Raw genomic sequence first — 22,160 nt, 5'->3', positions numbered from 1 at the left:
ATTCATCTTTAGGCCCTTTGCTTGTTCACCATCAAATTTTCTTAGCACCTTGGTATCGAGAAATGGAAAAGTATTTAGTTACCAAAGAAGAGATTGAGTCTTATGAAGGACTAGAAAAAACACATTTTCTCAACTCCAATGCTCGCAGACTGAATAAGTCTTTAGGAGATTTGACAGGTTTAAAAAATATCGGTTTCCACATCATTGAAGTAGAGCCTGGACGTGAATCAACGGAGCTTCACATGCACTATCACGAAGAAGAGTGCGTATACGTTCTTGAGGGAGAAGCTGAGGCAACAATTGGAGAAAGCATTTATCCAGTTAAAGCAGGAGATTTTATTGGATATCGCGCTGGTGGTCAGCCGCATAAGCTGACAAACACGGGCAATTCTATATTCAAATGTATAGTAGTTGGTCAAAGGCTAGACCATGATATCGGTGACTATCCAAATTTGCAGAAACGTATATATAGGAGTAAAGGTTTAAAATGGAATCTGGTCGATATGGAAAACATAGCTGAACCAGTAACAGGTAAGAAGGCATAACAGGTAGAATGAATTTCCTTAATGGAAACTCCAGCATTCTGTCCGTGGCTAATACTAATTCTCTATGAAGTTGTACTTAATAGCGACGTGATGATATAGTCCTATCCACAAATAGAAGCCCCAAAGGGGCTGATCTTAGCTTGATCCTCTAGAAGTAACTGATCTTTGCAAATTAGCTAAAGCGCGATTGTAATCCAAAATAGCTGTGACTCGATTACCTTCTGCTCTTGTCAGGTCATTTTCAGCAGAGATCACCTCTGTTTGAGTGCCCACACCAGCTTGGAACCTCAACCTTGCTAAATTCAGAGCTTCCCTGGCTTGATTTAAAGCCACACTAGAAGTCTGCACATTATTTAAATTAGATTGCAATTGAGAATAGAATTGTTCTACATTAAAGCGAATTTGGTCACGCTGGCTGGCAAATTGACTCTCGGCGATCGCAATATTAGCTCTTGACTGAGCCGCCCTTGCTCTTGCTGCTCCTCCATCAAACAAAGTGAGATTTCCTTGGAGACCCACTGAATAGCCATCAGTAATGCTGACACCATCATCATAGCGATCTAGGAGGTTGTAGTTACCGACCAAACTAATTTGCGGCCCTAACTGTGAAAGTGCTTGTCGTCGCTGTTGCTCACTAATATTACGTTGTGCTAATTGCTGTTGCAATTCTGGACGATTTTGAAACGCTTGGACAATACTTTGTTCTACGGTCTGCGGCCAAAGACCCACTAACTGTACAGGATCTGCGGTACTGATATCAACAGACTGCGACAAACTTAACGTGGTGGCAAGCTGGCGACGGGCAATTTGCTGCTGCGAGATAGCATTAGTGAGTTGTTGTTGGGCGTTTGCTAAATTCACCTGAGCCTGTAGCACATCGAACCGCGTACCCACTCCCGCCTGTTCTCTGGCTTGAGTATCCCGCAAACTAGCCTGGGCATTCTCCACAGCAGCTCGGTTAATTCTTACTTGTTCATCTGCTTGTTGCAAATCGTAGTATTGAGTCGTGGCATTCAACCTAATTGTCAAAGACTGACTTTCAACATTCAATTCATCCACACGTAGTTGTTCTTCAGCTGCTTGGATTGCCCCTTGTCGATTACCGGAGGTATAGAGGTTGTAATTTAGTTGTGCTGAACCATTAAAAGAGGTACTGGATTGAGATGAATTATTAGTAAAACCATTACCACTATTAGTCAAATTACTGTTGATTCCCAAAGTAGGAAATAAGGCAGCTTGAGATTCGCGTAGAGCTGAACGACTGCGTTCTAGCTGTAATATTGCTACCTGTAAATCTCGATTATTGCGTCGTGCTAGTTCCAAAGCTTGTGCCAAAGTGATTGGCACAGTTCCCTGAATCCTTACTTCCTGGGGTTTAGTAGGAAATTGCAGAGGATTGGGATTAGGGTTGAGGTAATCGGGAACCTGCACAGAGCTTGAGTTATTCTGCGGTTTTGGGGGAGTTACAGCACTTGCTAAAGCTGGAAAAAGAATCGCAAACGCAACACCAACCCAGGTAGAATGCACAAATAATAAGCTAAAATTCATAATCTAGATGTAGTCATTAATTAGGTTTTTTGAGGATACAATCAAAAGTTTTTATCCTGATTGACCTATAGAAATAGAAATAGAAATAGAAATTTTAAATTCCTCCTCTAAGATTTGATATTAACAAATTAGCCAACAATCAAGCCATCCTGAACTCGAATAATCCTTTTGGTTTGAGCAGCAATATCTGGTTCATGAGTGACAATTACAATTGTGATTCCTTGGTCATTAAGTTCTGTCAGCAAATTCATCACCTCATGAGAAGTTTCAGTATCTAAAGCTCCTGTTGGCTCATCTGCCAAAACTAATGCAGGTCGGTTGACTAAAGCACGAGCGATCGCTACCCGTTGTTGTTGTCCCCCAGATAGTTGACTAGGACGGTTAGCTATGCGTCCCTGTAATCCTACCTTTTCCAGGGCTTCTAATGCCCTTTCCCGGCGTTTTGGCTTGGGTAAGTTAGCGTAAACCATTGGTAACATAACGTTTTCCAGTGCTGTCGCCCTCGCCAATAGGTTAAATTGTTGAAAAACAAAACCTATCCTTTGGTTGCGAATATACGCTAATTCATCATCATCAAAAGTTGTCAGGTTTCTCCCTTCAAAAATATAGTCTCCAGTTGTCGGACGATCCAGACATCCCAAAATATTCATGAGCGTGGATTTACCCGAACCTGACGCACCCATAATCGAGACATATTCCCCTTCCTCTATAGAGAGTTGAATTCCCTTGAGTATTGGAACACTAACTTCTCCCAAGTGATAGGTTTTAGTAATAGATTCCATCCAAATCATTGTTGCCATAAGATTTAAAAGTTAGGAGTTAGGAGTTAAGAGTAGAGACACGATTAATCGCGTCCTTACAGGAGTTTGTAATTACGAATTACGTTAGCGTAGCGGTAGCAAGTCCGCGAGCGTCATTACGAATTACGAATTATTTAGTCGCTTCTTAAAGCATTAATTGGATCTAATTTAGATGCGTTTCGTGCTGGAATTACCCCAGCGACTAAGCCAACACTCAATGAGAGTACAAATCCAGCAATAATCGACAAGAAAGAAATAACAAAGGGAAATTTGAAAATACTTGAAGCTATAAAGGCTAATAAAATCCCAGTGGCCATCCCAATACCTCCGCCAACAATGGAAATTACGATCGCTTCGGCTAAAAATTGATTAAGGATTGCTGAATTGGTGGCTCCTACAGCTTTACGAATCCCGATCTCTCGCGTCCGCTCAACTACGGAAACTAGCATAATGTTGGCAATACCAATTCCACCAACCACTAACGAAATGCCAGCGATCGCTACCACCATTACTGTAAATAAGCCTACAACACTAGTAAAAGTACTAACAATATCAGCTTGATTAGTTAGCCGAAAATCATCAGCTTGTGGCGGATAAATGTTGTGACGCAGACGTAAGAGATTGGTAACTTGAAACTGAGCAGCTTCTAACTGCTCCTGATTAGCGCCTTTGACTAAAATTCCATTTACAGAAACGCCTACCAAAGCATTGTTCCCTACTAGTCTCTTCGACATACTAGTTAGAGGAATGAAAACCTGGTCATCTCGATCCATCGGGCCCTGAGAGCCTTTAGGTTCCATCACCCCAATCACTTGATAAGCCTCTCCCTGAATGCGAATTTTCTCGCCGATAGGATTTACACCCTGTCCAAAGAGCGTGGTTTGAACTGTAGGGCCAAGAATAGCTACCTGTGCGACAGTATCTAGTTCTTCTTGAGTAAAATATCTCCCTTGCTGGGGGTGAGTATTTCTGACTTCTGGATAATTTAAATCTGTGCCATAAATGGTTGTTGAGGTGTTCTGTCCTGCATACACAACTTGAGCAGTCCGTTGGAGATAAGCAGAAACCATCTGGGCTGATGGTGCTTGTGTAGCGATCGCTTTTGCATCTTCCCAGGTCAAGGTGCTGCTAGAACCTACTCCTTGACGGACATTCCCGCTTCTTGCAGCACCCGCCAAGATTTGGATCACATCTGTACCCAATGCTTGTATCTGTTGTTCTACGCCCTTTTGCACTCCCTGACCAACAGAAGTAATGGCAATGACTGATGAAATCCCAATAATCACGCCCAACATCGTTAGACCTGTGCGTAATTTGTTACTCCACAATGTCTCTGCTGCCATTGTCAAGATTTCCAGCAACGGTACTGTGCGGGTCTTCTTAGCTTTGTAAAAGCCCTTAAATATCTTAAACATAAGGTTTTATTTAAAACTCACTTTAAGGAGAACCACCGCCTGAACGACCACCGCCGCCACCGGCTCCTCTTCCGCCACCGCCAGTTCCACCACCTCCTCCCATACCAGGGAAAACTCCTCCTCGTGGTGTTGATTGCGGACGTGACCCTGGTGGGAAACTGAGTAATACTCTCTCGTTTCCTGTCAATCCAGACTTAACTTCGGTAAAGTTATTTGCGGTGACTCCAGTCTCGATGCGAGTAAAGACAGGTTTGTTATCTGCTCCAGTCACAAACACACCTGTGGCATTTTGTTGTCGCACAACTGACGCAGTTGGTACTACTAAAACATTTTCAACCTGACCGATTTGAAAATCTACTTCCGCATTCATCCCAGAACGCAGTAGTCTTTCAGGGTCAGAAAGTGATACTCTCACTTCAAAACTGGTGACGTTTTGCTCTACTATTGCTTGGGCTGCGATTTGGCTGACTTTACCTTCAAAGGTTTTTCCTGGGTAGGCATCTGCTGTAATCGAAACTTTTTGACCAAGGCTGATTTTGGAAATATTTGTTTCCGCTAAATTTGCGACAACTTCATTGGTTGAAGCTAGAGACAAGATCGAAGAAGAAGAAGAGGAAGCTACTTCACTACTAGCAGTTGTGGGTGTTACAAAAGCGCCGGGATCGGCAAATTTCTTTGTCACCACCCCATCAAAAGGGGCGCGAATAATTGTGTCATTGATTTCGGCTTGGATGTTTTGTAGCGAACCACGAGCAGATGTTACCTGGGCGCGGGCTGCATTAATATCTTCTTGGCGCGTTCCTGCTTTCAGAAGTGCCAAAGCTTGCTGTCTCTGCTTCACTACAGCTTGTGCTTGCTCGATGTCTTCTGGACGTGACCCAGCTTTTTGCAATCCCAGTGCTTGCTGTGCTTCATTTACACTAGCTTGGGCGCTGTCACGAGTGGCACGGTTTTGGTTAAGAGTCTGAAGGGATATACCGCCTGCATTGTAAAGCTGTTGATTACGAACAAAATCATCTTCTGCTTGGCGAAGAGTGGCTTGAGCGCTTTGCAAGCGTGCCTGTGCTTGAGCAATATCTTGAGAGCGATTGCCTGCTTGTACCTTTTGCAGATTCGCCTGGGCTTCGTCTAATACTCCTTGTGCTTGAGCAATATCTTGAGGACGATTACCTGCGATCGCTTTTTGCAAATTCGCCTCGGCTTGTGCCAATTGTCCTTGAGCAGAGGTGAGTTGCCCCCGCAAGTTGGAATCATCCATGTAAGCGACAATCTGTCCTTGTTTGACGAGATCCCCTTCTTTCGCTAGCAGTGTTTTCAAGATACCGGAATTTTTCGGGCTGAGGTTGATTGAGCGCTCAGGTTTCACTGTTCCGTTTGCTGAAACTGTGATTGTTAAACTTTGCCTTTGTACAGGTCTTGTCAGTACCCGACGACTGGCTTGTTGCTGAGAAACAACGGCTACTTGGTAATAAACTGCATAGCCAATTCCACCCAATAGGCAAAAAGCAATTAGCCAAGAGAGCCAATTTCGTTTGCCCTTTTTTTTCTTTACCTCTGGAACTAAAACTGATGAATCTACGGCATTTGGTGTATCAATTTTCATATCCATTTTGTCTATAAGGAACGGCTACCGAGCCAGTTATTCACGGCTAAACTATAGCCTGGTAGCCTTATACTGACAATGATTTTGAGTGTTTAGTGTTTTAAAGATTTATTTGCAGTACCAGCCCACTAGGAAGTCTGAAATAATCATCACGCACTCTCACTAATCTTCCAGCAGGAACAATTTCTTGACTGGGAAGAAGAATATCTCCGTTGGGAAGTCTGAAGTAACCTTGGTTACGCAGTCTAACTATGGATCTAGCAGAAATAATTTGCCCGTTGGGATATCTAATGTCACCATTACCAAGTCTGACTACTCTGCTATAGGATTGGTTGTCGCGGTTCCAATTGTCCCGATCTCTAGAGTTTCTGACTTCTCTAGGGTAGGATCTACCGTCGCGGTTCCAATTATCCCGATCTCTAGGGTTTCGGACTTCTACAGGATAGGATCTGCCGTCGCGGTTCCAATTATTATCCCGATCTCTAAGGTTTCGAACTTCTCCAGGATAGGATCTGCCGTCACGATCCCAATTTTGATCGCGATCGCCAACAACATAGACTTTCGTCTGGGCACTTGCAGGTGCAGTCAAAAGAGTGGGAACAATTATCAGAGCAGCAGCAGCTAGGACTATCGACACACGGTTTGGTTTCAACATGAAATTAACTCCTTATAGGTATTAAATTTCTATTCTGCTGAGGTTTAGATTCAGCAATACTTAGATAGTTGCTTTTATTCGGGTATCAATATGTTTGATATTTACCTCATCGTATAAATTCATACATAATAATTATCGATCAAAAAGTTGAAACCAATGTATGACAAAAGTCATTAGTAATTCGAGACTTATGTATGACCAAAGTCATCAGTTTTTAATGGGGAGATGAGGGAGAATAATTAATATTTATTGCCCAATCTTTTTAAATTTAATCCTGTATTGGTGCAATTCCTTGCCAGATAATATCCACAAAATTTTGGATAAATGCTGATACTTCTGTACCACGATCTTCAGGCTTTAAGTAAGTTTTTATTACAAAATCGTCTTCTTTTATACTTTTTTGAGACGAAATCTGCTCTAAGAAAACATAGTTCATCAACGATCCGAGTAAAATATGAGCCACTGTCTGGGGATCACAAGGGCGAAGGCGATTTTGGTTGATTTCATACTCTAGAAAAGCGGTCAGTGCTTTGAAATCTTGTATGGGTCTTGGTTCTTTACCTCCAAGTTCTGGAAACGTATTGCCTCGCGATCGCAGCATCACAATCTGAGGCAGCACCTCACGATAAAATTCCATAATCTGGAGGCAAATATTGATTAGGTTTTCTTTGAGATTGCCTTTGCCACTAAGAGATTCCAACTCGCTCACCCACACGGGTTTTTCTGGAATTCCCATCGCCGCAAAAAATAATTCTTCTTTCGTTGAGAATCGCTTGAAAATTGAAGCTTCAGAAATACCTGCCTGTTGAGCAATTTCTAAGGTTGAAGCACCAAATCCTTGTTGCAGGAAAACTTGACGAGCCGCTTCTAATATCTGCTGATTGGTGATTTTGGGTACACGAGCCATAAATAAGTGAGTAATTACTTATTAATATATTGCCCTTGTGATGGGAATGTCAATAACTAATGACGTAATATTTTGCTGCCGTCAAGAGCGGAGATCGTTTAAGCTAGCTGAAAGATTCTTTGATTAGTGGCTTAAAGGCGGTAATGTGCCTAAACATGTTCGTTTGATTTCTTTGCTAATGGTCTGTAGTTTGTGGAGTATGCCAAAAGCCGCTAACGCGCAGGCATTAATACCCCATACACTGCAACTAGATGGGACAAAGTTAGAGAAGCAGGGATTGAGCCTGGCACAAGAGGCGGCTCAACTAGCTCAGTTTCAACAGGTTGAATTAGCTTTGCCACGAGCGCGGCTGGCTAGTCAACTGGCTCCGAAGAACGATAAAGTCTGGTTGCTTTTAGGTGGATTGCAACTCCAAACCAAAGAGTTTGACGGGGCGATCGCTAGTCTGAAAAAAGCGCAATCTCTCAACCCCAAAAATGGTGATATTTTGTTTGCTTTGGGTTCAGCTAATTTTCAGCAGAAAAATTATCAAGCAGCGGTTGTCAATTACCAAGACGGCTTGAAGTTAAAACCCAACGATCCAGAAGGGTTATTTGATTTGGGTAATGCTTACTATCTACTGGGTAAATTGCCAGATGCGATCGCACAGTACGATAAAGCAGTCTCTCAAGATAAAAAATTCTGGCCAGCGCTCAACAATATTGGCTTAATCAACTACGAACAGGGTAATACCTCTGAAGCAATTAAACGATGGCAATCTGCTGTAACCCTTGATAAGCAAGCCGCAGAACCTTTATTAGCTTTGGCAGTAGCACTGTATACCAAAGGTGATCGCCAACAAGGTCTAACAATGGGAGAAGCTGCACTCCGCATCGATCAGCGCTATGCTAATTTGAATTTTCTTAAAGAAAATCTCTGGGGCGATCGCCTATTGTCTGATACGAAAAAATTCCTAGAATTACCCCGTATTCAAGCAGCATTACAGCAACCAGAAAACTCATCATCAGCCCCTGGAAAACAGCCTACTCAATAGGAGTGGGGAGCAGGGTGCAGGGGAGGCAGGGGAGACAGGGGGACAAGGGGGAATTATTGAACAAGTCCTTGTCTCTTCTTCATGCTCAATGCTCAATGCCCAATGCCCAATGCCCAATGCCCAATGCCCAATGCCCAATTCCCAATTCCCAATTCCCAATTCCCCATTGTCAATTGACTTTCCTATTACTACTTGCCTAATAGTACCTTTTCGTAGTACATCTATACTAACTAAATACAGGAAATAGTCGCCCAAAAACCTTTGCGGGCGAATATTCCTGGAATCAGTCGTCAATTACGATTGGCCGTCTGTGGGTAGAAGTGCGAGGATTTGGTCAACAAACTGTTGATGGTCAACAACTGGTTTAGAAATGTAGCCATCAGCGCCGCTTTGCTTGAGAAAATTCTCGCGATCGCCTTCCATAGCATGTGCCGTCACCAAAATAACAGGTAAGTTCGCTGTTTTTGGATCGGATTTTAACATCTGTGTAATCTTGATTCCATCAACAGATTTCCCTTGGTAAACACTTCTGGATAGAGAAACATCCATTAAAATCAGGTCGGCTTCTCCTGATTGGGCAATTTTTATTACTTCTTCCACATTTTCAGTATGTTTCACTCCCAAGCCGCCGCGCTTGGACAAAATCTTGGAAAAAACGCGAGCATTAATTAGATCGTCTTCGACAATTAAAACAGTTTTCATGAGAATTTTAGTTATAGAGGTAGAGGTGAGGGGATTAAGCAATTCAAAATTAAAAATGAAAAAATGCAGTCATGGCAGGTATCCTGGCTATAAAGCCTATACAAATTAAATGTGCAGCAGATTATCATTCGATTAAAACAGCTACCTGCTATCTGTTTCCTTTTTAATAGTGTATGTACCTCCTTGTCATCAAGGATGATACTACTGCTTTTTCTTCTATGACTATCAATATTTTGTTAGGAATCCCATTTCATCCGTTATGCTGTGGTTGCTGCAATATTGAGTTCCGCCAACTTTTGTGTAGTTAAATTTCAGGGAAAAAACTCATGGCAAAACAGTTAAACCTTCTCTCAACGGGACAGGTAATTCCAACAGCCCTGCACACCGAGATGCAACGGTCTTATCTCGAATATGCCATGAGCGTGATTGTCGGGCGAGCGCTACCAGACGTGCGTGATGGCTTAAAACCAGTGCATCGGCGCATTTTGTATGCAATGCACGAACTCGGTTTAGTACCAGATAGACCCTATCGAAAATGTGCCCGTGTAGTGGGTGATGTGTTGGGTAAATACCATCCCCACGGCGACCAATCAGTTTATGATGCCTTAGTCAGGCTAGTGCAGGATTTTTCTAGCCGCTATCCTTTGCTAGCAGGACACGGTAACTTTGGTAGCGTCGATAATGACCCGCCAGCAGCGATGCGTTACACAGAAACACGCCTCGCACCCATCAGTCATGAGGGAATGCTGACAGAAATCGGCGAAGAGACGGTGGAATTTGTCGGGAACTTTGATAATTCCCAGCAAGAACCAACGGTGCTACCTGCTCAATTGCCATTTCTGTTGCTCAATGGCTGTTCTGGGATCGCCGTGGGAATGGCGACAAATGTACCACCCCACAACTTGGGGGAAATTGTGGATGGGTTAATTGCCTTAATCGACAATCCAGATTTGCCAGATGAAAAGTTATTCGAGCTAATTCCAGGGCCAGACTTTCCCACCGGTGGAGAAATAATTGGTGAGACTGGAATTCGGGAAGCATACACCACAGGTAAAGGTGGAATTCTGCTGCGGGGAGTTGCGACTCTAGAAGAAATTCCAGCCAGTAGGGGAAGCAAGCGACGGACGGCAATTATCATTACAGAATTGCCATATCAAGTGAATAAGGCAGCCTGGATTGAGAAGGTAGCAGACTTAGTAAATCAAGGTCGTTTGCAAGGAATTTCTGATCTGCGAGATGAGAGCGATCGCGAAGGGATGCGAGTAGTAATTGAACTCAAACGCGATACCAATCCCCAAGAAGTTCTCCAGCATTTATATCACCAAACTGCTTTGCAAATGACGTTTGGGGCAATTCTCCTAGCAATAGTGGATGGACAACCCCGCCAGTTAAGTTTGCGCCAACTGTTGCAGGAGTTTTTGAAATTCCGGGAAGAGACGCTGAACCGTCGCTACAATTACGAGTTGGGGAAGGCCCAAAGTCGTGTGCATTTGGTAGAAGGTTTGCTGAAAGCGCTGTCTAATTTGGATGAGGTAATTCAAATTTTGCGGCAAGCTCCCGATGGGAGTACGGCAAAAATAAATCTTTGTAGCCGACTGGATTTGAGTGAGGTACAAGGAGATGCAATTTTGGCTATGCCATTGCGTCGCCTCACCAGTTTAGAACAGCAAAATTTGCAGCAGGAATTTGAGCAGATCAGTGGACAAATTAGCTTATTGGAGCAATTACTCAACGATCGCCGCGAATTACTCAAGGCGCTGAAAAAAGATTTGCGATCGCTCAAGCGCAAGTACAGCGATCCCCGGCGAACAAAAATTGGAGAGGAGCAAAAGTCTAGGGCCGAGGAGCAGAAGTCTAGGGCCGAGGAGGAGGAACTTAAATCTTCTGAACCGGCAGAAGAAGCAATTTTAGAATTTACCCAACGGGGTTATGTCCGTCGCACCCAACCATCTGGGAGAAAGTCAAAAGCTGAAAATGGTTTGCATGATAATGACTTTATTATCCAAACCGTGTTGACTGACACCCAAAAAGACTTGCTAATACTAACCGGTGGCGGCAAAGTCTATCCTGTGAATGTAGGGGAAATTCCGCCAACTACTGGGCGTTCTCCACGGGGAAAACCTTTGATTACTATGCTCAGTAATACTGCTCAAGGCGCTCAAGAAGCTGTAGTCAGCCGCTTTTTGCTGCCGGATAATCTTGAAACTCAGCAGATGATTCTCTTAACAAAACAGGGACGAATTAAGCGTCTGTCTCTGGGAGAATTCACAAACTTGACGCGGCGCGGAATCACGATTTTAAAGCTCAAAGACGATGATGAATTGTCATTTACCCAGTTCACTGCTCCAGGAGCGCATCTGATTTTAGCTAGTTCTGGTGGGCGACTGCTGCGCTTTGCAACCAATGATGAACAATTACCGATTATGGGTCGCACAGCGATGGGTTTACAAGCGTTTCGGTTATTGAAAAATCAGCAAATGGTTGGCTGTGTGACTGTCGGTAAAGATGACCATCTGCTGCTAGTTACTCAAGAAGGATATGCCAAGCGCATGGCTGCGAGTCAGTTAAGAGCGGCTAATCGCGGCGATTTAGGGACGCAAGCGCTAAAATTTGCTAGCAAAACTGATAATTTAGCTGGTATGGTCATAGCGATGCCTTCTCTACGAGACGCTACGCGAACGGCGGGCTACGCCAACACATCTGGCGAGGTAGCTTTAGTGACGAATAAGGAACGGGTAGTGCGGATACCTGTGGAAACAGTGCCGATTTTAGGCCGGGATGTCAAAGGTGAAAGTATCATCCAACTCAACCGCGATGAAAAAATCATCACCGTGGCTGAAGTGCGATCGTAAATCAGAGTGATTTTCAACTTGTGACAAGCTAACTTGCAGAATTTAGAGGCGCTAATCCAATTGCATCTCTAACTCCTGCGGGAGGCTAGCGATATTAAAGGTGACTCTGACACCACAAACCTAGCAGAAGCAACTCGAAAATATATTGGCGAAAAAATGCCGTCGGGTGAGTTTTTATCTTGGGTACCTGAAGTGGATTGTCAAATTTTTGCCACTAGCGGCTTGGTATTTTTTCAACGACCGCCTCATAACACAATACAGTTCAGATAAAACCAAAACACTTGTAGAGACGGCGATTTATCGCGTCTTAAAAACCCAAAATTTTTGCCAGTGGCCCTTAACTGAACAACAGCAATCTCTCAGGTTTAGAAGCCTACATTCTGAACGTTTATACAATTCCGATGTGGCGAGGACAGGGAATTGCAACAGCTTTATTAAAGGAAATTATCTGCTTTGTTTGTGAGAGAAACTGAGGCAAAACATCTCTGGCTTCATTCCACTGAGGTACGGGCAGCTTGGTTTTGTTTCGACTTCAAAAGAAATGGAAATGGGCTAGTAATGATTTAGATTATCAATAAATTTCCATTTTAGAATCCGAAATTATTCCAAAATAAAGCAATGTAACTAAATTACTTGATAATTAATCTTAATAAGATATATTAGTCTATAAAGGTAAAAGTCTAGACAACATTTCTTCGATCTCTGTAAATCTCACTGAAGACTGATGTTTTAATCTATATAAATAGCTATGTAAATAGCTATGTCGATTTATGTCAAGATATAGAAACAAAAGTATAAAAAATGTTGCCTTTCTAAAAATATTTGTTATATTAGTTTACATAAGGCAATAAACCTTAAAAATAAAGTTTGGAGTCCGAACCATGACAAATGCAAGCACAACAAAAGTCACTACTCCTGTAATTGAAGATCGTAACGCTTGGCGCTGGGGCTTTACCCCACAAGCAGAGATTTGGAACGGTCGCTTGGCAATGATTGGCTTTTCAGCAGCTATTTTGGTTGAAGTTTTTTCTGGTCAAGGCTTCCTACATTTTTGGGGCATCCTATAATAAGTTTTAATATTTAAGATGACCTATAAATAAAAAAACCTGGAGTGCTAATTCACTACCAGGTTTTTTATTGTTTTGTCATTTGTCATTTGTCATTTGTTTATTTACTAATGACCAATGACTAATGACTAATTGACTACCGGATATACTCTTTGAGAACGCTGTTACGATTTGGGTGGCGTAACTTACGAAGTGCCTTCGCCTCAATTTGACGAATCCGTTCGCGGGTAACGTTGAAAATCTGGCCGATTTCCTCAAGGGTCTTCATCCGACCATCATCCAAGCCGTAACGCAGTCTGAGGACATCGCGTTCACGGGGACTGAGACTGTCGAGGACTTTTTCCAGGTCTTCGCGCAGAAGATTTTTGGAAACTTGGTCTTCTGGTGTCTCACCATCAGATTCAATAAAATCGCCCAATCGAGAATCTTCTTCTTTACCAATAGGCGTTTCTAATGAAATAGGCAACTGGGCAGATTTTGCTATAAACCGCAATTTCTCAATGGTCATTTCCATCCGAGTGGCAATTTCTTCCTCGGTAGGTTTGCGACCCATTTCTTGAGAAAGTAACTTGGTAGTTTTCTTAATCCGAGAGATGGTTTCGTAAAGGTGAACTGGAAGACGAATTGTGCGGGATTGATCTGCGATCGCGCGGGTAATTGCTTGACGAATCCACCATGTAGCATAAGTGGAGAACTTATAGCCTTTTTCGTGGTCAAACTTTTCAGCGGCACGAATCAAACCGAGACTGCCTTCCTGAATTAAGTCTTGGAACGACAAACCACGATTCATGTACTTCTTAGCAATTGAAACCACAAGACGGAGGTTAGATTGCACCATCTTATCTTTCGCTCTGCGACCAACATGCAGGCGATAACGAAAAGCTGGTAAGGGCAGTTGTACTGCTTCTGCCCATTCACTATCTCGAGGATCGCGATCCAACTGTTCTGAGAGTCTTTCCCGCACCCTCTCTAATTCCAGCAAATCGGCGATTTTCCGCGCCAATTCGATTTCTTCGTCTGCCCGCAACAGCCGAATTCTACCAATTTCTTGCAAGTAAAGCCGAATGGAATCTTCTGTGTAATGCTTTTTCTTGCTTTGTGTCCGACGACGCGATTTAGCGGCTTTTCCAGACTTTGCGTCGTCCTCATCAGACTGAGGCTCTAAAAATTCATCGTCACCTTCATCGATGATAAGCAAGTCCTCTTCATCATCTATTAAGAGTTCTTCTAACTCGAGCTCAGGCTGATTCATTATTTCTAGGTCAGGCTGATATATGCTTTCGAGTACGTTGTTAGCCTGGTTCATGCCGCGTTCCTCATGCTCCTTGCAGAATCAATTACTCAAGATGTGTTTACTGCTCTTTTAAACGAGCCAATTGTCAACCGAAAATAAGCTTTTTGGCAGATTTGCCAGAAATATTTTCGGATCTTTTGCACCTCCGGTAGGAGGTTTTTTTACTTTAGTTTAAGCTATTTCTAAAAGTGATTTGCTCACCCTAGTAAATGTTATATGTGTTGCTATCACATATTGCTTTCAACTAACTGGTCAAAAAAAATACTCGTCTTTCTGAAAAAATTTGCCACTCTATACTAATGAGTTCAGACTGCTGGCAGATTTTCTTATAAAGACTCTTCCGATTGTAGCCTGTTTCACAGAAATTGCACTCTTTTTGTGTATTAATCATGAACTCCCAGAGTAATTATTAGCCACTATTACCAAAAAGACATTAAAAACAAGAGTTATACCCTGAAATTTTTTCTCCACTTTTCGGAATCGCAGTGACGTTCTTATTACATTACAAAGTAAGTACGCTTGCTCCTGCTCGATTTCATGTATTTTACACAACATTAATTACTTAGAAAGAGTGCATTGTATGTTAACTCAGACGACAAGTATTAATCTACCCATTTTTACATTTCCTTCATAAATTACGCATTCCTGAGATTAAAGCTAGTCTTCCGATTGGGTAAATACAACCAGGGTGGCGGTGCTTGCCTTAAAAGAGTTAACCTTCTGCTTACTAATTACCTTAACTGAGGAGTTGAGGCTGTAGCATATCGACCTGATGGCAGATCAATTTAGGTTTAACTAATTCGGCCTTATTCACACGTTAGCGCACTGTGGCGATTTCAGCCCTATGAAACTTGACAAACTTTTCTTATTGTATACAAGGATATTTTAATCAATTCAAAAACAATTTGTCCTGTGAATTTGCCAGTATAGTCCTATTTCTGGCAAAACTTCATTAGATACATACGATACAATAGTGATCGCTACGGCAGCACATGAAGATATTAACAAGTTTTCAGCCAGATGGTGTGTGCTTCCAGTAGCCATTCTCTCAAGCCGAGAGAACCCAGAAAATTACCTGATGATTTTAGTTACAAAGCTGGATTGCGTAACTTAATTGTAAATTTCAATACTTTTCTTTCGGTAAGTTTCTGTCATCTTATGATGAGAAATCCTCAAGATACTTATTAATTGCTGTTTGATAGATGATATTCAGTGATTTTCTTAAAGCATAACAAATGTGTTTCTAGTTGGTGGACAAAATTAATCAGCTAGTAAGTGCAAAAAGTATTGTTATAACTAGCATTCCAACAAAGTTGGTACTGTTGCTAACACTAGAAGATTGAATTTTCATCAGATATTGACAATAAGCAAATTATATGATGTTGACTAATTTCAAATTTACCTAAGAGTTACGGAATAACATAGACGCGTTGGCGTAGCCTCTCGTAGAGAAGCGGCTTGCCGAAGGCTACCGCAGAGGCACAGGGGGATAAAGCATTTATGAAATCTTGCTTTGTCATCACCCAAAAGAAGTATTTTTATAGAAGCCTAGGATATAAAAAAGGTAATGGGTGAAAACGTATCACTCATTACCAATGTTACAAATTATTAGAGTCGTGGTAGGGAATTGATATTAAATATCTAAATCGGTGAAGTTGAGTTTAGAACCATAAGTTTCGATAAATTCTCGTCTGGGTGCGACACGATCGCCCATTAAGATTGTGAAGATGCGATCGGCTTCGGCTGCGTCCTCAATTTCGACTTGCTTCATTTTGCGGGTTTCTGGGTTCATGGTGGTATCCCAGAGTTGTTGTGGCATCATTTCACCCAAACCTTTGAAGCGTTGGATGGTATAGTTGGCGTTAGCAGGGAATTTGGCGATCGCTTGATTCTTTTCGCGATCGCTATAGCAGTACTCATGATTACGTCCCCGTTCTACTTTAAACAGTGGGGGACAAGCAATATAAATAAAGCCTTGTTCGATGAGCGCTCGTTGATATCGATAGAAGAATGTTAACAACAAAGTACGGATGTGCGCTCCATCTACGTCAGCATCCGTCATGATGACTATGCGGTGATAACGCAGTTGGTTGGAATCGAATTCATCACCTTTGACACCTAAACCGAGGGCTGTAATTAACGATTGAACTTCGTTATTTTTATAAATTTTAGCGTCATCGGTTTTTTCAATGTTAAGAATTTTACCACGTAGAGGCAAGATAGCTTGAGTGCGGCGATCGCGTCCCTGTTTTGCACTCCCGCCTGCTGAGTCCCCTTCCACGATGAATATCTCAGATTCGCTAGGATCGCGAGAACTACAATCTGCTAATTTACCAGGTAATGGTGAAGATTCTAGTACAGATTTGCGTCGAACTAATTCCCGCGCATGACGCGCTGCTTCTGCGGCTTTGAAAGCTTGGATAGCTTTATCTAAAATTGAATCTGCGATCGCCGGATGAAATTCTAGATATTCAGTGAGAACTTCTCCCACCAGAGAATCGACAATCCCCCGTACTTCGGTGTTACCGAGTTTGGTTTTGGTTTGTCCTTCAAATTCTGGATCTGGGACTTTAACGGAAATTACCGCAGTCAAACCTTCTCGGACGTGTTCGCCACTGAGATTAGGTTCATTCTCTTTAATTTTATTGCGCTTGCGGGCGATCGCATTTAATGTCCGCGTCAAAACCGCCTTCAACCCTTCTAAGTGCGTACCACCATCCACGGTACGAATATTGTTAGCAAAACCTAACACATTATCCGTATAAGCATCAGTACACCATTGCAAAGAAACTTCCACTTGTACGTTGTTGCGTTCGCCCTGTACATAGATAATTTCTTCATGCAGGGGTTGCTTCTCACGGTTCATGTAAGCAATGTACTCTTTGATCCCACCCTTGTAATTGTAGGATTCTACCTTCGGTGTATCGCTTTTTAGTAGTTCTAGACGATTATCGGTAAAGGTAATTTTGACACCTGCATTCAGATACGCCAACTCCCGTAGGCGACCTGATAAAGTGATGTAATCAAACTCAATGCTAGTTGTAAAGATTTGGGTATCTGGCTTGAAAGTGACAGAAGTTCCAGTTCTCTCTTCTTTGTAAGGCTTGGTTTGCAGTTCGGTAACTGGGATACCGCGTTCATAGCGTTGGAGATGAACCTTTTTATCTCGCCAAACTGTAACTTCTACAACTTCAGATAGGGCATTAACAACAGAAATACCAACCCCGTGCAATCCTCCAGAAACCTTGTAGCCACCGCCGCCAAACTTACCACCAGCGTGTAGTACCGTCATCACGGTTTCTAAAGCTGATTTCCCGGTGCGCGAGTGAGTATCAACGGGAATACCGCGACCATCATCTGTTACAGTTACGGAACCATCAGCGTTGATATCCACCTCTATATGAGTGCAATGACCCGCCAAAGCCTCATCTATTGAATTGTCCACCACCTCGTAAACTAAATGGTGGAGTCCTCGCGGCCCGGTGGTACCAATGTACATTCCTGGTCGTTTGCGGACGGCTTCCAGACCTTCCAGAACTTGAATCTGATCGGCACTGTAACTGCTCGTCATGTAAACTCTCCTGATGCGTGGGGTTAAACTCGCCTAAAAATAAATAAAAGCAAAAACACTCCAAAATTGTAACACAAAAGCCTTGCTAGCGTCTGTAGGGCATTTTCAAGAGAAGTTTATACTAGGGTTGCACTACCATGCAATAAGGGCAAACGTGGGCATGGGAGAAAGAGAAGAAAATTAATGACTAATGACTAATGACTAAATTAATTGTGATTTGTGGGGCGACGGCAACGGGTAAGTCGAGTTTGGCTTTGGCTTTGGCGATGCGGTTTGGTTCTGTAATTATTAGTGCCGATTCTCGTCAAGTTTACCGTAAGTTTGATATTGGGACGGCAAAACCAACTGTGGCTGAACAAAAATTAGTGCCGCACTATTTAATAGATATCTGCGATCCCACAGACACGATGACAGTAGCAGACTACCAGGAACAAACACAAGCGTTAATTGCTTCTGTTGATGTTACGCCACTTTTGCTAGTTGGTGGTACTGGTTTATATATCCGTTCCATTGTTCAAGGGATGAAAATTCCGAGAGTTGCACCACAAATTGAATTGCGATCGCAACTTGAATCTCTCGGTCAACCACAACTCTACGCCATGTTACAACAAGTTGACCCCGTTGCAGCACAAAAAATTCATGCTAATGATTCAGTACGAACTCTAAGAGCCTTAGAGGTATATTATGTTACTGGATGCCCGATTTCCGAACAACAAGGGGAGAATCCGCCGAATTATCCAATTTTGCAAATAGGTTTGGATTGCAATGTTGAAAAGTTGGGGAATCGGATTAAACAGCGTACTGACCAAATGATAGCAGATGGTTTGGTTGTGGAGGTGGAATATCTTTGTCAAAAATATGGCGCTGATTTGTCTTTGTTGAATACTTTGGGCTATCAAGAAATCAAACAATATTTAGCTGGGGATATTTCCTTAGATGAAGCGAAAGAGTTAATAGTTTTGCATACACGACAATTTGCCAAGCGACAACGCACTTGGTTTCGCGCATATTCCCAAATTGAATGGTTTGATGCGAATGATCCTGATTTATTAGATAAGGTTTGGCACAGGATAAATGAGTTTACAAATTGCGCTCATTCTTCGTTTATATAAAGACGCAAAATTTTCGCGTTTTTACATGAGTGTCCTAGAGAGTTTCGGGATCAATGCCCATAGCTCGTAGCCGTTCTGCTAAAATTTGGGTGCGTTGTTCAGCTTGTTCGGCGCGTTGTCGTTCCTGTTCGGCGCGTTCATCTCCAGTTAGCAAAACAAGTCTGTCAAGAACTAATTGACGGATAAGTAAATCTTTCAATTTTTCTTCTTTCCTTCTTCCTTAGCGCTCTTTGCGTCCTTTGTGGTTCGTTCCTTTATCCATCAAAATATATTTGACAGACTATTAGATATTTAGAGAAACGTATCGGGCAAATATCTCTTGTTTGCTTAATTAGAAATAGACTAACTGACTTAAAAAGAAGGCAAGGGCTGCACTACCCAAAGGGACTGTCAAATTGTCAATACCCAAAAAAGAAAAAGCCTCTAAAACTGTAGCGATAAATGCAACCGCGAGTGATATTACCCAAGTTTGCCAACTGTTTCCTTGAGTTCCAACTAAAATCAAAATACTGATCAAATAGCTAACAAACATCATAGTTAGGGAGCCTTCCCAACTTTTTTGTGTGCCAAAGACTTTATACTTGTGTGTACCAAAGCGTTGTCCAATTAAAGCTGCTAGTCCATCTCCCCAAGTCATGATCAAAATTCCTAGTGCTGCGTACTGGGGTTGTTGTAAGTACCAGAAGCTGGCAACTAAAATACCGAAACTAACAGAGTAAAAAAATGTCCCGAAACTTTGCCGCCCAACGCTATTAATACCAGGAAGAATAGGCAATCGGTAGGATAATAAGGTGATTGCACTCGCTAGAATGGAAGCTGTAATCCCTACACTGGCGGGGATATCTAGCCACCAAGCAAGTAAAATCACGTTACCAGTGCCAATATGAACTATCTTCCGCACGATTTCTGGCTTGTTGGCAAAGCGGTTTACCACCCCTGCAATCAGAAGGATGAGTAACACCCAAATTGCAGTAATCGCAATTTGCAGCCATAAAATCGGAATTGAGGTGAAGTCAGAAAATGTAATCAACAAAGATGTAAGAAAATGAAAAATTTTACCTCTGTTACTAATTTATAAGATTTAGGTAACTGCAATGAAACTATTATTTATTTGGCTGATTCGGGGCTACCGAATGTTTATCTCGCCGTTGTTTCTCCCGACTTGTCGCTTTCAACCAACTTGTTCGATGTATGCTATTGAAGCTATTGAACGATTTGGAGTGTTACGTGGTAGCTGGATGGCAACTCGGCGGATTTTGCGCTGTCATCCGTTTCATCCAGGTGGTTACGATCCAGTCCCAGAGGTGGTGGAAAAGGTTAAGGAGGAGTAGTTTTGTGCAAATAGTGGGGAATTGAGGGGTGAAATTTAAACGCAGAGGGGCGCAAAGGGAAGCGCAGAGGGACGCAGAGAATGAGAGGAGCGGTAAATTATTAAAGGATGTGTTCGTGGGTATAGATATTTGGGGAGATGTCAACAGATGAGGTTGTCATCTACCTTGGGAAGGTTGAATAATTTAATTTAGACTTACCATGCTAAATCTTACTGCGATTTCTATACCCGAACCACAAATTCCTACTCCTGGCCCGAATCCGCTACCTAGTCCCGAACCTGTGCCGGGGCCAGCGATTCCTCAACCGTTACCGGGGCCTGTACCAGAACCAGTACCTGCTCCCATTCCTCAGACGGTTCCAGGGCCAATTCCCCAAACCATACCGGAACCTGTTTAGATTACCTTGGTAATGTAATCCAAAATCTCAAATCTAAAATCCAAAATGCTAAGAGCCGGAATTGTCGGACTTCCCAACGTCGGAAAATCTACTTTATTTAATGCTGTAGTTGCTAATGCTAAGGCAGAAGCAGCTAACTTCCCTTTTTGCACGATTGAACCGAATGTCGGCGTTGTCGCAGTACCGGATGAACGGTTAAATATTCTTGCTAAGATTGCCACTTCGGTACAAACTATCCCGGCGCGGGTGGAATTTGTAGATATTGCCGGTTTAGTTAAAGGTGCAAGTCAGGGTGAGGGACTAGGAAATCAATTCCTGTCCCACATCCGAGAAGTTGATGCGATTGTTCATGTGGTACGTTGTTTTGAAAATGACGATATTATCCACGTTGCTGGTTCTGTTGATCCAGCACGAGATATTGAAATCATTAATATAGAATTGGGTTTATCAGATTTATCACAAATTGAGCGGCGAATTGATCGCACTCGCAAACAAGCTCGTACCAACAAAGATGCACAGTTTGAAATCACAGTTTTAGAAAAATTAGCTGCGGCTTTAAATGAAGGTAAATCGGTGCGTCAGGTAAGTTTGAATGAAGAAGAAGAAGTAATTATTAAAGGGCTGGATTTGCTCACTTATAAACCGATTATCTACGCCGCGAATGTATCTGAGGATGAGTTGGCAACTGGTAATCATTTTGTGGAAACAGTGCGGCAAATCGCAGCAACAGAAAATGCCCAAGTTGTGATAGTTTCGGCTCAAGTTGAAGCTGAATTAGTGGAATTACCAGAGGAAGATAAAGCTGATTTTCTTGCGTCTTTAGGTGTGGAAGAAGGCGGTTTGAAATCGTTGATTCGGGCAACTTACTCGCTTCTCGGCTTGCGGACATATTTTACCTGCGGCCCCAAAGAAACCCGCGCTTGGACAATTAATGCCGGAATGTCTGCACCTCAAGCTGCTGGTGTAATCCACAGTGATTTTGAGCGGGGATTTATTCGCGCTGAAACTGTCGCTTATAAAGATTTGGTAACAACTGGTTCGATGAATGCTGCGAAAGAAAAAGGGTTGGTTCGCAGTGAAGGAAAAGAGTATGTTGTGCAAGAAGGGGATGTAATGTTGTTCCGATTTAATGTGTAGGGGTAATTAATTAAGTGACCGTTATCAATCAGATAATGGTTAACTTATAGCAAATTGCGATCGCCTACGGTGGGCGGGTACGCCATCGCACTGTATACCTTGACACTCCTTAAGGCAGTTGTTAGGCGATCGCAAATAAACGCAAATAAACCAGCAATCTCTTTTCAGATAGCAGTTTACATAGGTTATCA

The 22,160-nt window shown here is 42.5% G+C and carries 19 protein-coding genes and 1 pseudogene; 9 read left to right on the top strand and 11 right to left on the bottom strand.

Features of this window, described 5'->3' with window-relative positions:
• Window positions 1-17: 17 nt before the first annotated feature.
• Window positions 18-545 carry a cupin domain-containing protein gene (locus tag H6G86_RS19100; protein WP_242064860.1) on the top strand — a complete coding sequence of 176 codons (528 nt, stop codon included), beginning with the start codon at window positions 18-20 and terminating at the stop codon, window positions 543-545.
• Window positions 546-680: 135 nt separating this feature from the next.
• Here the strand turns inward: H6G86_RS19100 and H6G86_RS19095 are convergent, their stop codons facing one another.
• The 6 genes from H6G86_RS19095 to H6G86_RS19070 all read right to left on the bottom strand — a co-directional run bounded on the left by H6G86_RS19095 (window position 681) and on the right by H6G86_RS19070 (window position 7,473).
• Window positions 681-2,093 (bottom strand): TolC family protein, encoded by a 1,413-nt coding sequence (locus tag H6G86_RS19095; protein ID WP_190935609.1) that lies wholly within the window; start codon window positions 2,091-2,093, stop codon window positions 681-683.
• Between the two features lie 128 nt (window positions 2,094-2,221).
• Window positions 2,222-2,893 (bottom strand): ABC transporter ATP-binding protein, encoded by a 672-nt coding sequence (locus H6G86_RS19090; RefSeq protein ID WP_277883641.1) that lies wholly within the window; start codon window positions 2,891-2,893, stop codon window positions 2,222-2,224.
• A gap of 134 nt (window positions 2,894-3,027) precedes the next feature.
• Complete coding sequence (locus H6G86_RS19085) at window positions 3,028-4,308, bottom strand: ABC transporter permease (RefSeq protein WP_199338339.1); 1,281 nt, start codon at window positions 4,306-4,308, stop codon at window positions 3,028-3,030.
• Window positions 4,309-4,330: 22 nt separating this feature from the next.
• Window positions 4,331-5,911 (bottom strand): efflux RND transporter periplasmic adaptor subunit, encoded by a 1,581-nt coding sequence (locus H6G86_RS19080; protein ID WP_190935608.1) that lies wholly within the window; start codon window positions 5,909-5,911, stop codon window positions 4,331-4,333.
• Window positions 5,912-6,011: 100 nt separating this feature from the next.
• A complete protein-coding gene (locus H6G86_RS19075; protein ID WP_190935607.1) occupies window positions 6,012-6,566 on the bottom strand; it encodes a hypothetical protein in 555 nt (184 codons plus the stop codon).
• Between the two features lie 268 nt (window positions 6,567-6,834).
• Window positions 6,835-7,473, bottom strand: a complete 639-nt coding sequence (locus H6G86_RS19070; protein WP_190935606.1) for a TetR/AcrR family transcriptional regulator — start codon at window positions 7,471-7,473, stop codon at window positions 6,835-6,837.
• Between the two features lie 145 nt (window positions 7,474-7,618).
• Between H6G86_RS19070 and H6G86_RS19065 the strand changes: the two genes are divergently transcribed.
• Window positions 7,619-8,506 (top strand): tetratricopeptide repeat protein, encoded by an 888-nt coding sequence (locus H6G86_RS19065; protein WP_114080779.1) that lies wholly within the window; start codon window positions 7,619-7,621, stop codon window positions 8,504-8,506.
• A gap of 294 nt (window positions 8,507-8,800) precedes the next feature.
• On the opposite strand, the gene H6G86_RS19060 is transcribed toward H6G86_RS19065, so the two are convergent.
• The gene (locus tag H6G86_RS19060; RefSeq protein WP_012412589.1) at window positions 8,801-9,208 is read right to left on the bottom strand and encodes a response regulator; all 408 of its coding nucleotides are present in this window, start codon (window positions 9,206-9,208) and stop codon (window positions 8,801-8,803) included.
• A 326-nt stretch (window positions 9,209-9,534) separates the two neighbouring features.
• Here H6G86_RS19060 and gyrA point away from each other — a divergent pair, with 326 nt between their 5' ends.
• From gyrA to H6G86_RS19045, 3 genes are all read left to right on the top strand, one after another.
• Window positions 9,535-12,060: a DNA gyrase subunit A gene (gene gyrA / locus H6G86_RS19055; RefSeq protein WP_190935605.1), complete on the top strand. Its 2,526-nt coding sequence runs from the start codon at window positions 9,535-9,537 to the stop codon at window positions 12,058-12,060.
• 341 nt (window positions 12,061-12,401) lie between these two features.
• Window positions 12,402-12,533 carry a GNAT family N-acetyltransferase gene (locus H6G86_RS39995; RefSeq protein ID WP_190935652.1) on the top strand — a complete coding sequence of 44 codons (132 nt, stop codon included), beginning with the start codon at window positions 12,402-12,404 and terminating at the stop codon, window positions 12,531-12,533.
• Window positions 12,534-12,941: 408 nt separating this feature from the next.
• On the top strand, window positions 12,942-13,127 hold the full coding sequence (locus tag H6G86_RS19045; RefSeq protein ID WP_069073374.1) for a CAB/ELIP/HLIP family chlorophyll-binding protein: 186 nt from the start codon (window positions 12,942-12,944) through the stop codon (window positions 13,125-13,127).
• 136 nt (window positions 13,128-13,263) lie between these two features.
• Here H6G86_RS19045 and rpoD read toward each other — a convergent pair whose 3' ends face one another.
• Entirely contained in the window at window positions 13,264-14,433 is a 1,170-nt protein-coding gene (rpoD, locus tag H6G86_RS19040; protein ID WP_012412585.1) for an RNA polymerase sigma factor RpoD, read from the bottom strand.
• A gap of 1,621 nt (window positions 14,434-16,054) precedes the next feature.
• Window positions 16,055-17,992, bottom strand: a complete 1,938-nt coding sequence (gene gyrB / locus H6G86_RS19035; protein WP_190935604.1) for a DNA topoisomerase (ATP-hydrolyzing) subunit B — start codon at window positions 17,990-17,992, stop codon at window positions 16,055-16,057.
• Window positions 17,993-18,189: 197 nt separating this feature from the next.
• Between gyrB and miaA the strand changes: the two genes are divergently transcribed.
• Window positions 18,190-19,104 carry a tRNA (adenosine(37)-N6)-dimethylallyltransferase MiaA gene (gene miaA, locus H6G86_RS19030; RefSeq protein ID WP_190935603.1) on the top strand — a complete coding sequence of 305 codons (915 nt, stop codon included), beginning with the start codon at window positions 18,190-18,192 and terminating at the stop codon, window positions 19,102-19,104.
• 34 nt (window positions 19,105-19,138) lie between these two features.
• On the opposite strand, the pseudogene H6G86_RS19025 reads toward miaA, so the two are convergent.
• Window positions 19,139-19,264: pseudogene (locus tag H6G86_RS19025) on the bottom strand (Uma2 family endonuclease); the annotation flags it as partial.
• Window positions 19,265-19,435: 171 nt separating this feature from the next.
• Window positions 19,436-20,137 (bottom strand): diacylglycerol/polyprenol kinase family protein, encoded by a 702-nt coding sequence (locus H6G86_RS19020; RefSeq protein ID WP_190935602.1) that lies wholly within the window; start codon window positions 20,135-20,137, stop codon window positions 19,436-19,438.
• Between the two features lie 61 nt (window positions 20,138-20,198).
• On the opposite strand from H6G86_RS19020, the gene yidD reads away from it, so the two are divergent.
• The 3 genes from yidD to ychF all read left to right on the top strand — a co-directional run bounded on the left by yidD (window position 20,199) and on the right by ychF (window position 21,969).
• On the top strand, window positions 20,199-20,435 hold the full coding sequence (gene yidD, locus H6G86_RS19015; protein WP_012412579.1) for a membrane protein insertion efficiency factor YidD: 237 nt from the start codon (window positions 20,199-20,201) through the stop codon (window positions 20,433-20,435).
• Window positions 20,436-20,634: 199 nt separating this feature from the next.
• Window positions 20,635-20,832, top strand: coding sequence for a hypothetical protein (locus H6G86_RS19010; protein ID WP_174709765.1), 198 nt, complete (start codon window positions 20,635-20,637; stop codon window positions 20,830-20,832).
• A 45-nt stretch (window positions 20,833-20,877) separates the two neighbouring features.
• A complete protein-coding gene (gene ychF, locus H6G86_RS19005; RefSeq protein WP_190935601.1) occupies window positions 20,878-21,969 on the top strand; it encodes a redox-regulated ATPase YchF in 1,092 nt (363 codons plus the stop codon).
• Window positions 21,970-22,160 lie beyond the last annotated feature (191 nt).

The sequence above is a fragment of the Nostoc sp. FACHB-133 genome (assembly GCF_014698055.1).
Lineage (GTDB): Bacteria > Cyanobacteriota > Cyanobacteriia > Cyanobacteriales > Nostocaceae > Nostoc.
The sequence above is the reverse complement of the archived record's forward strand: the minus strand, read 5'-3'. Positions and strand labels throughout refer to the sequence as shown.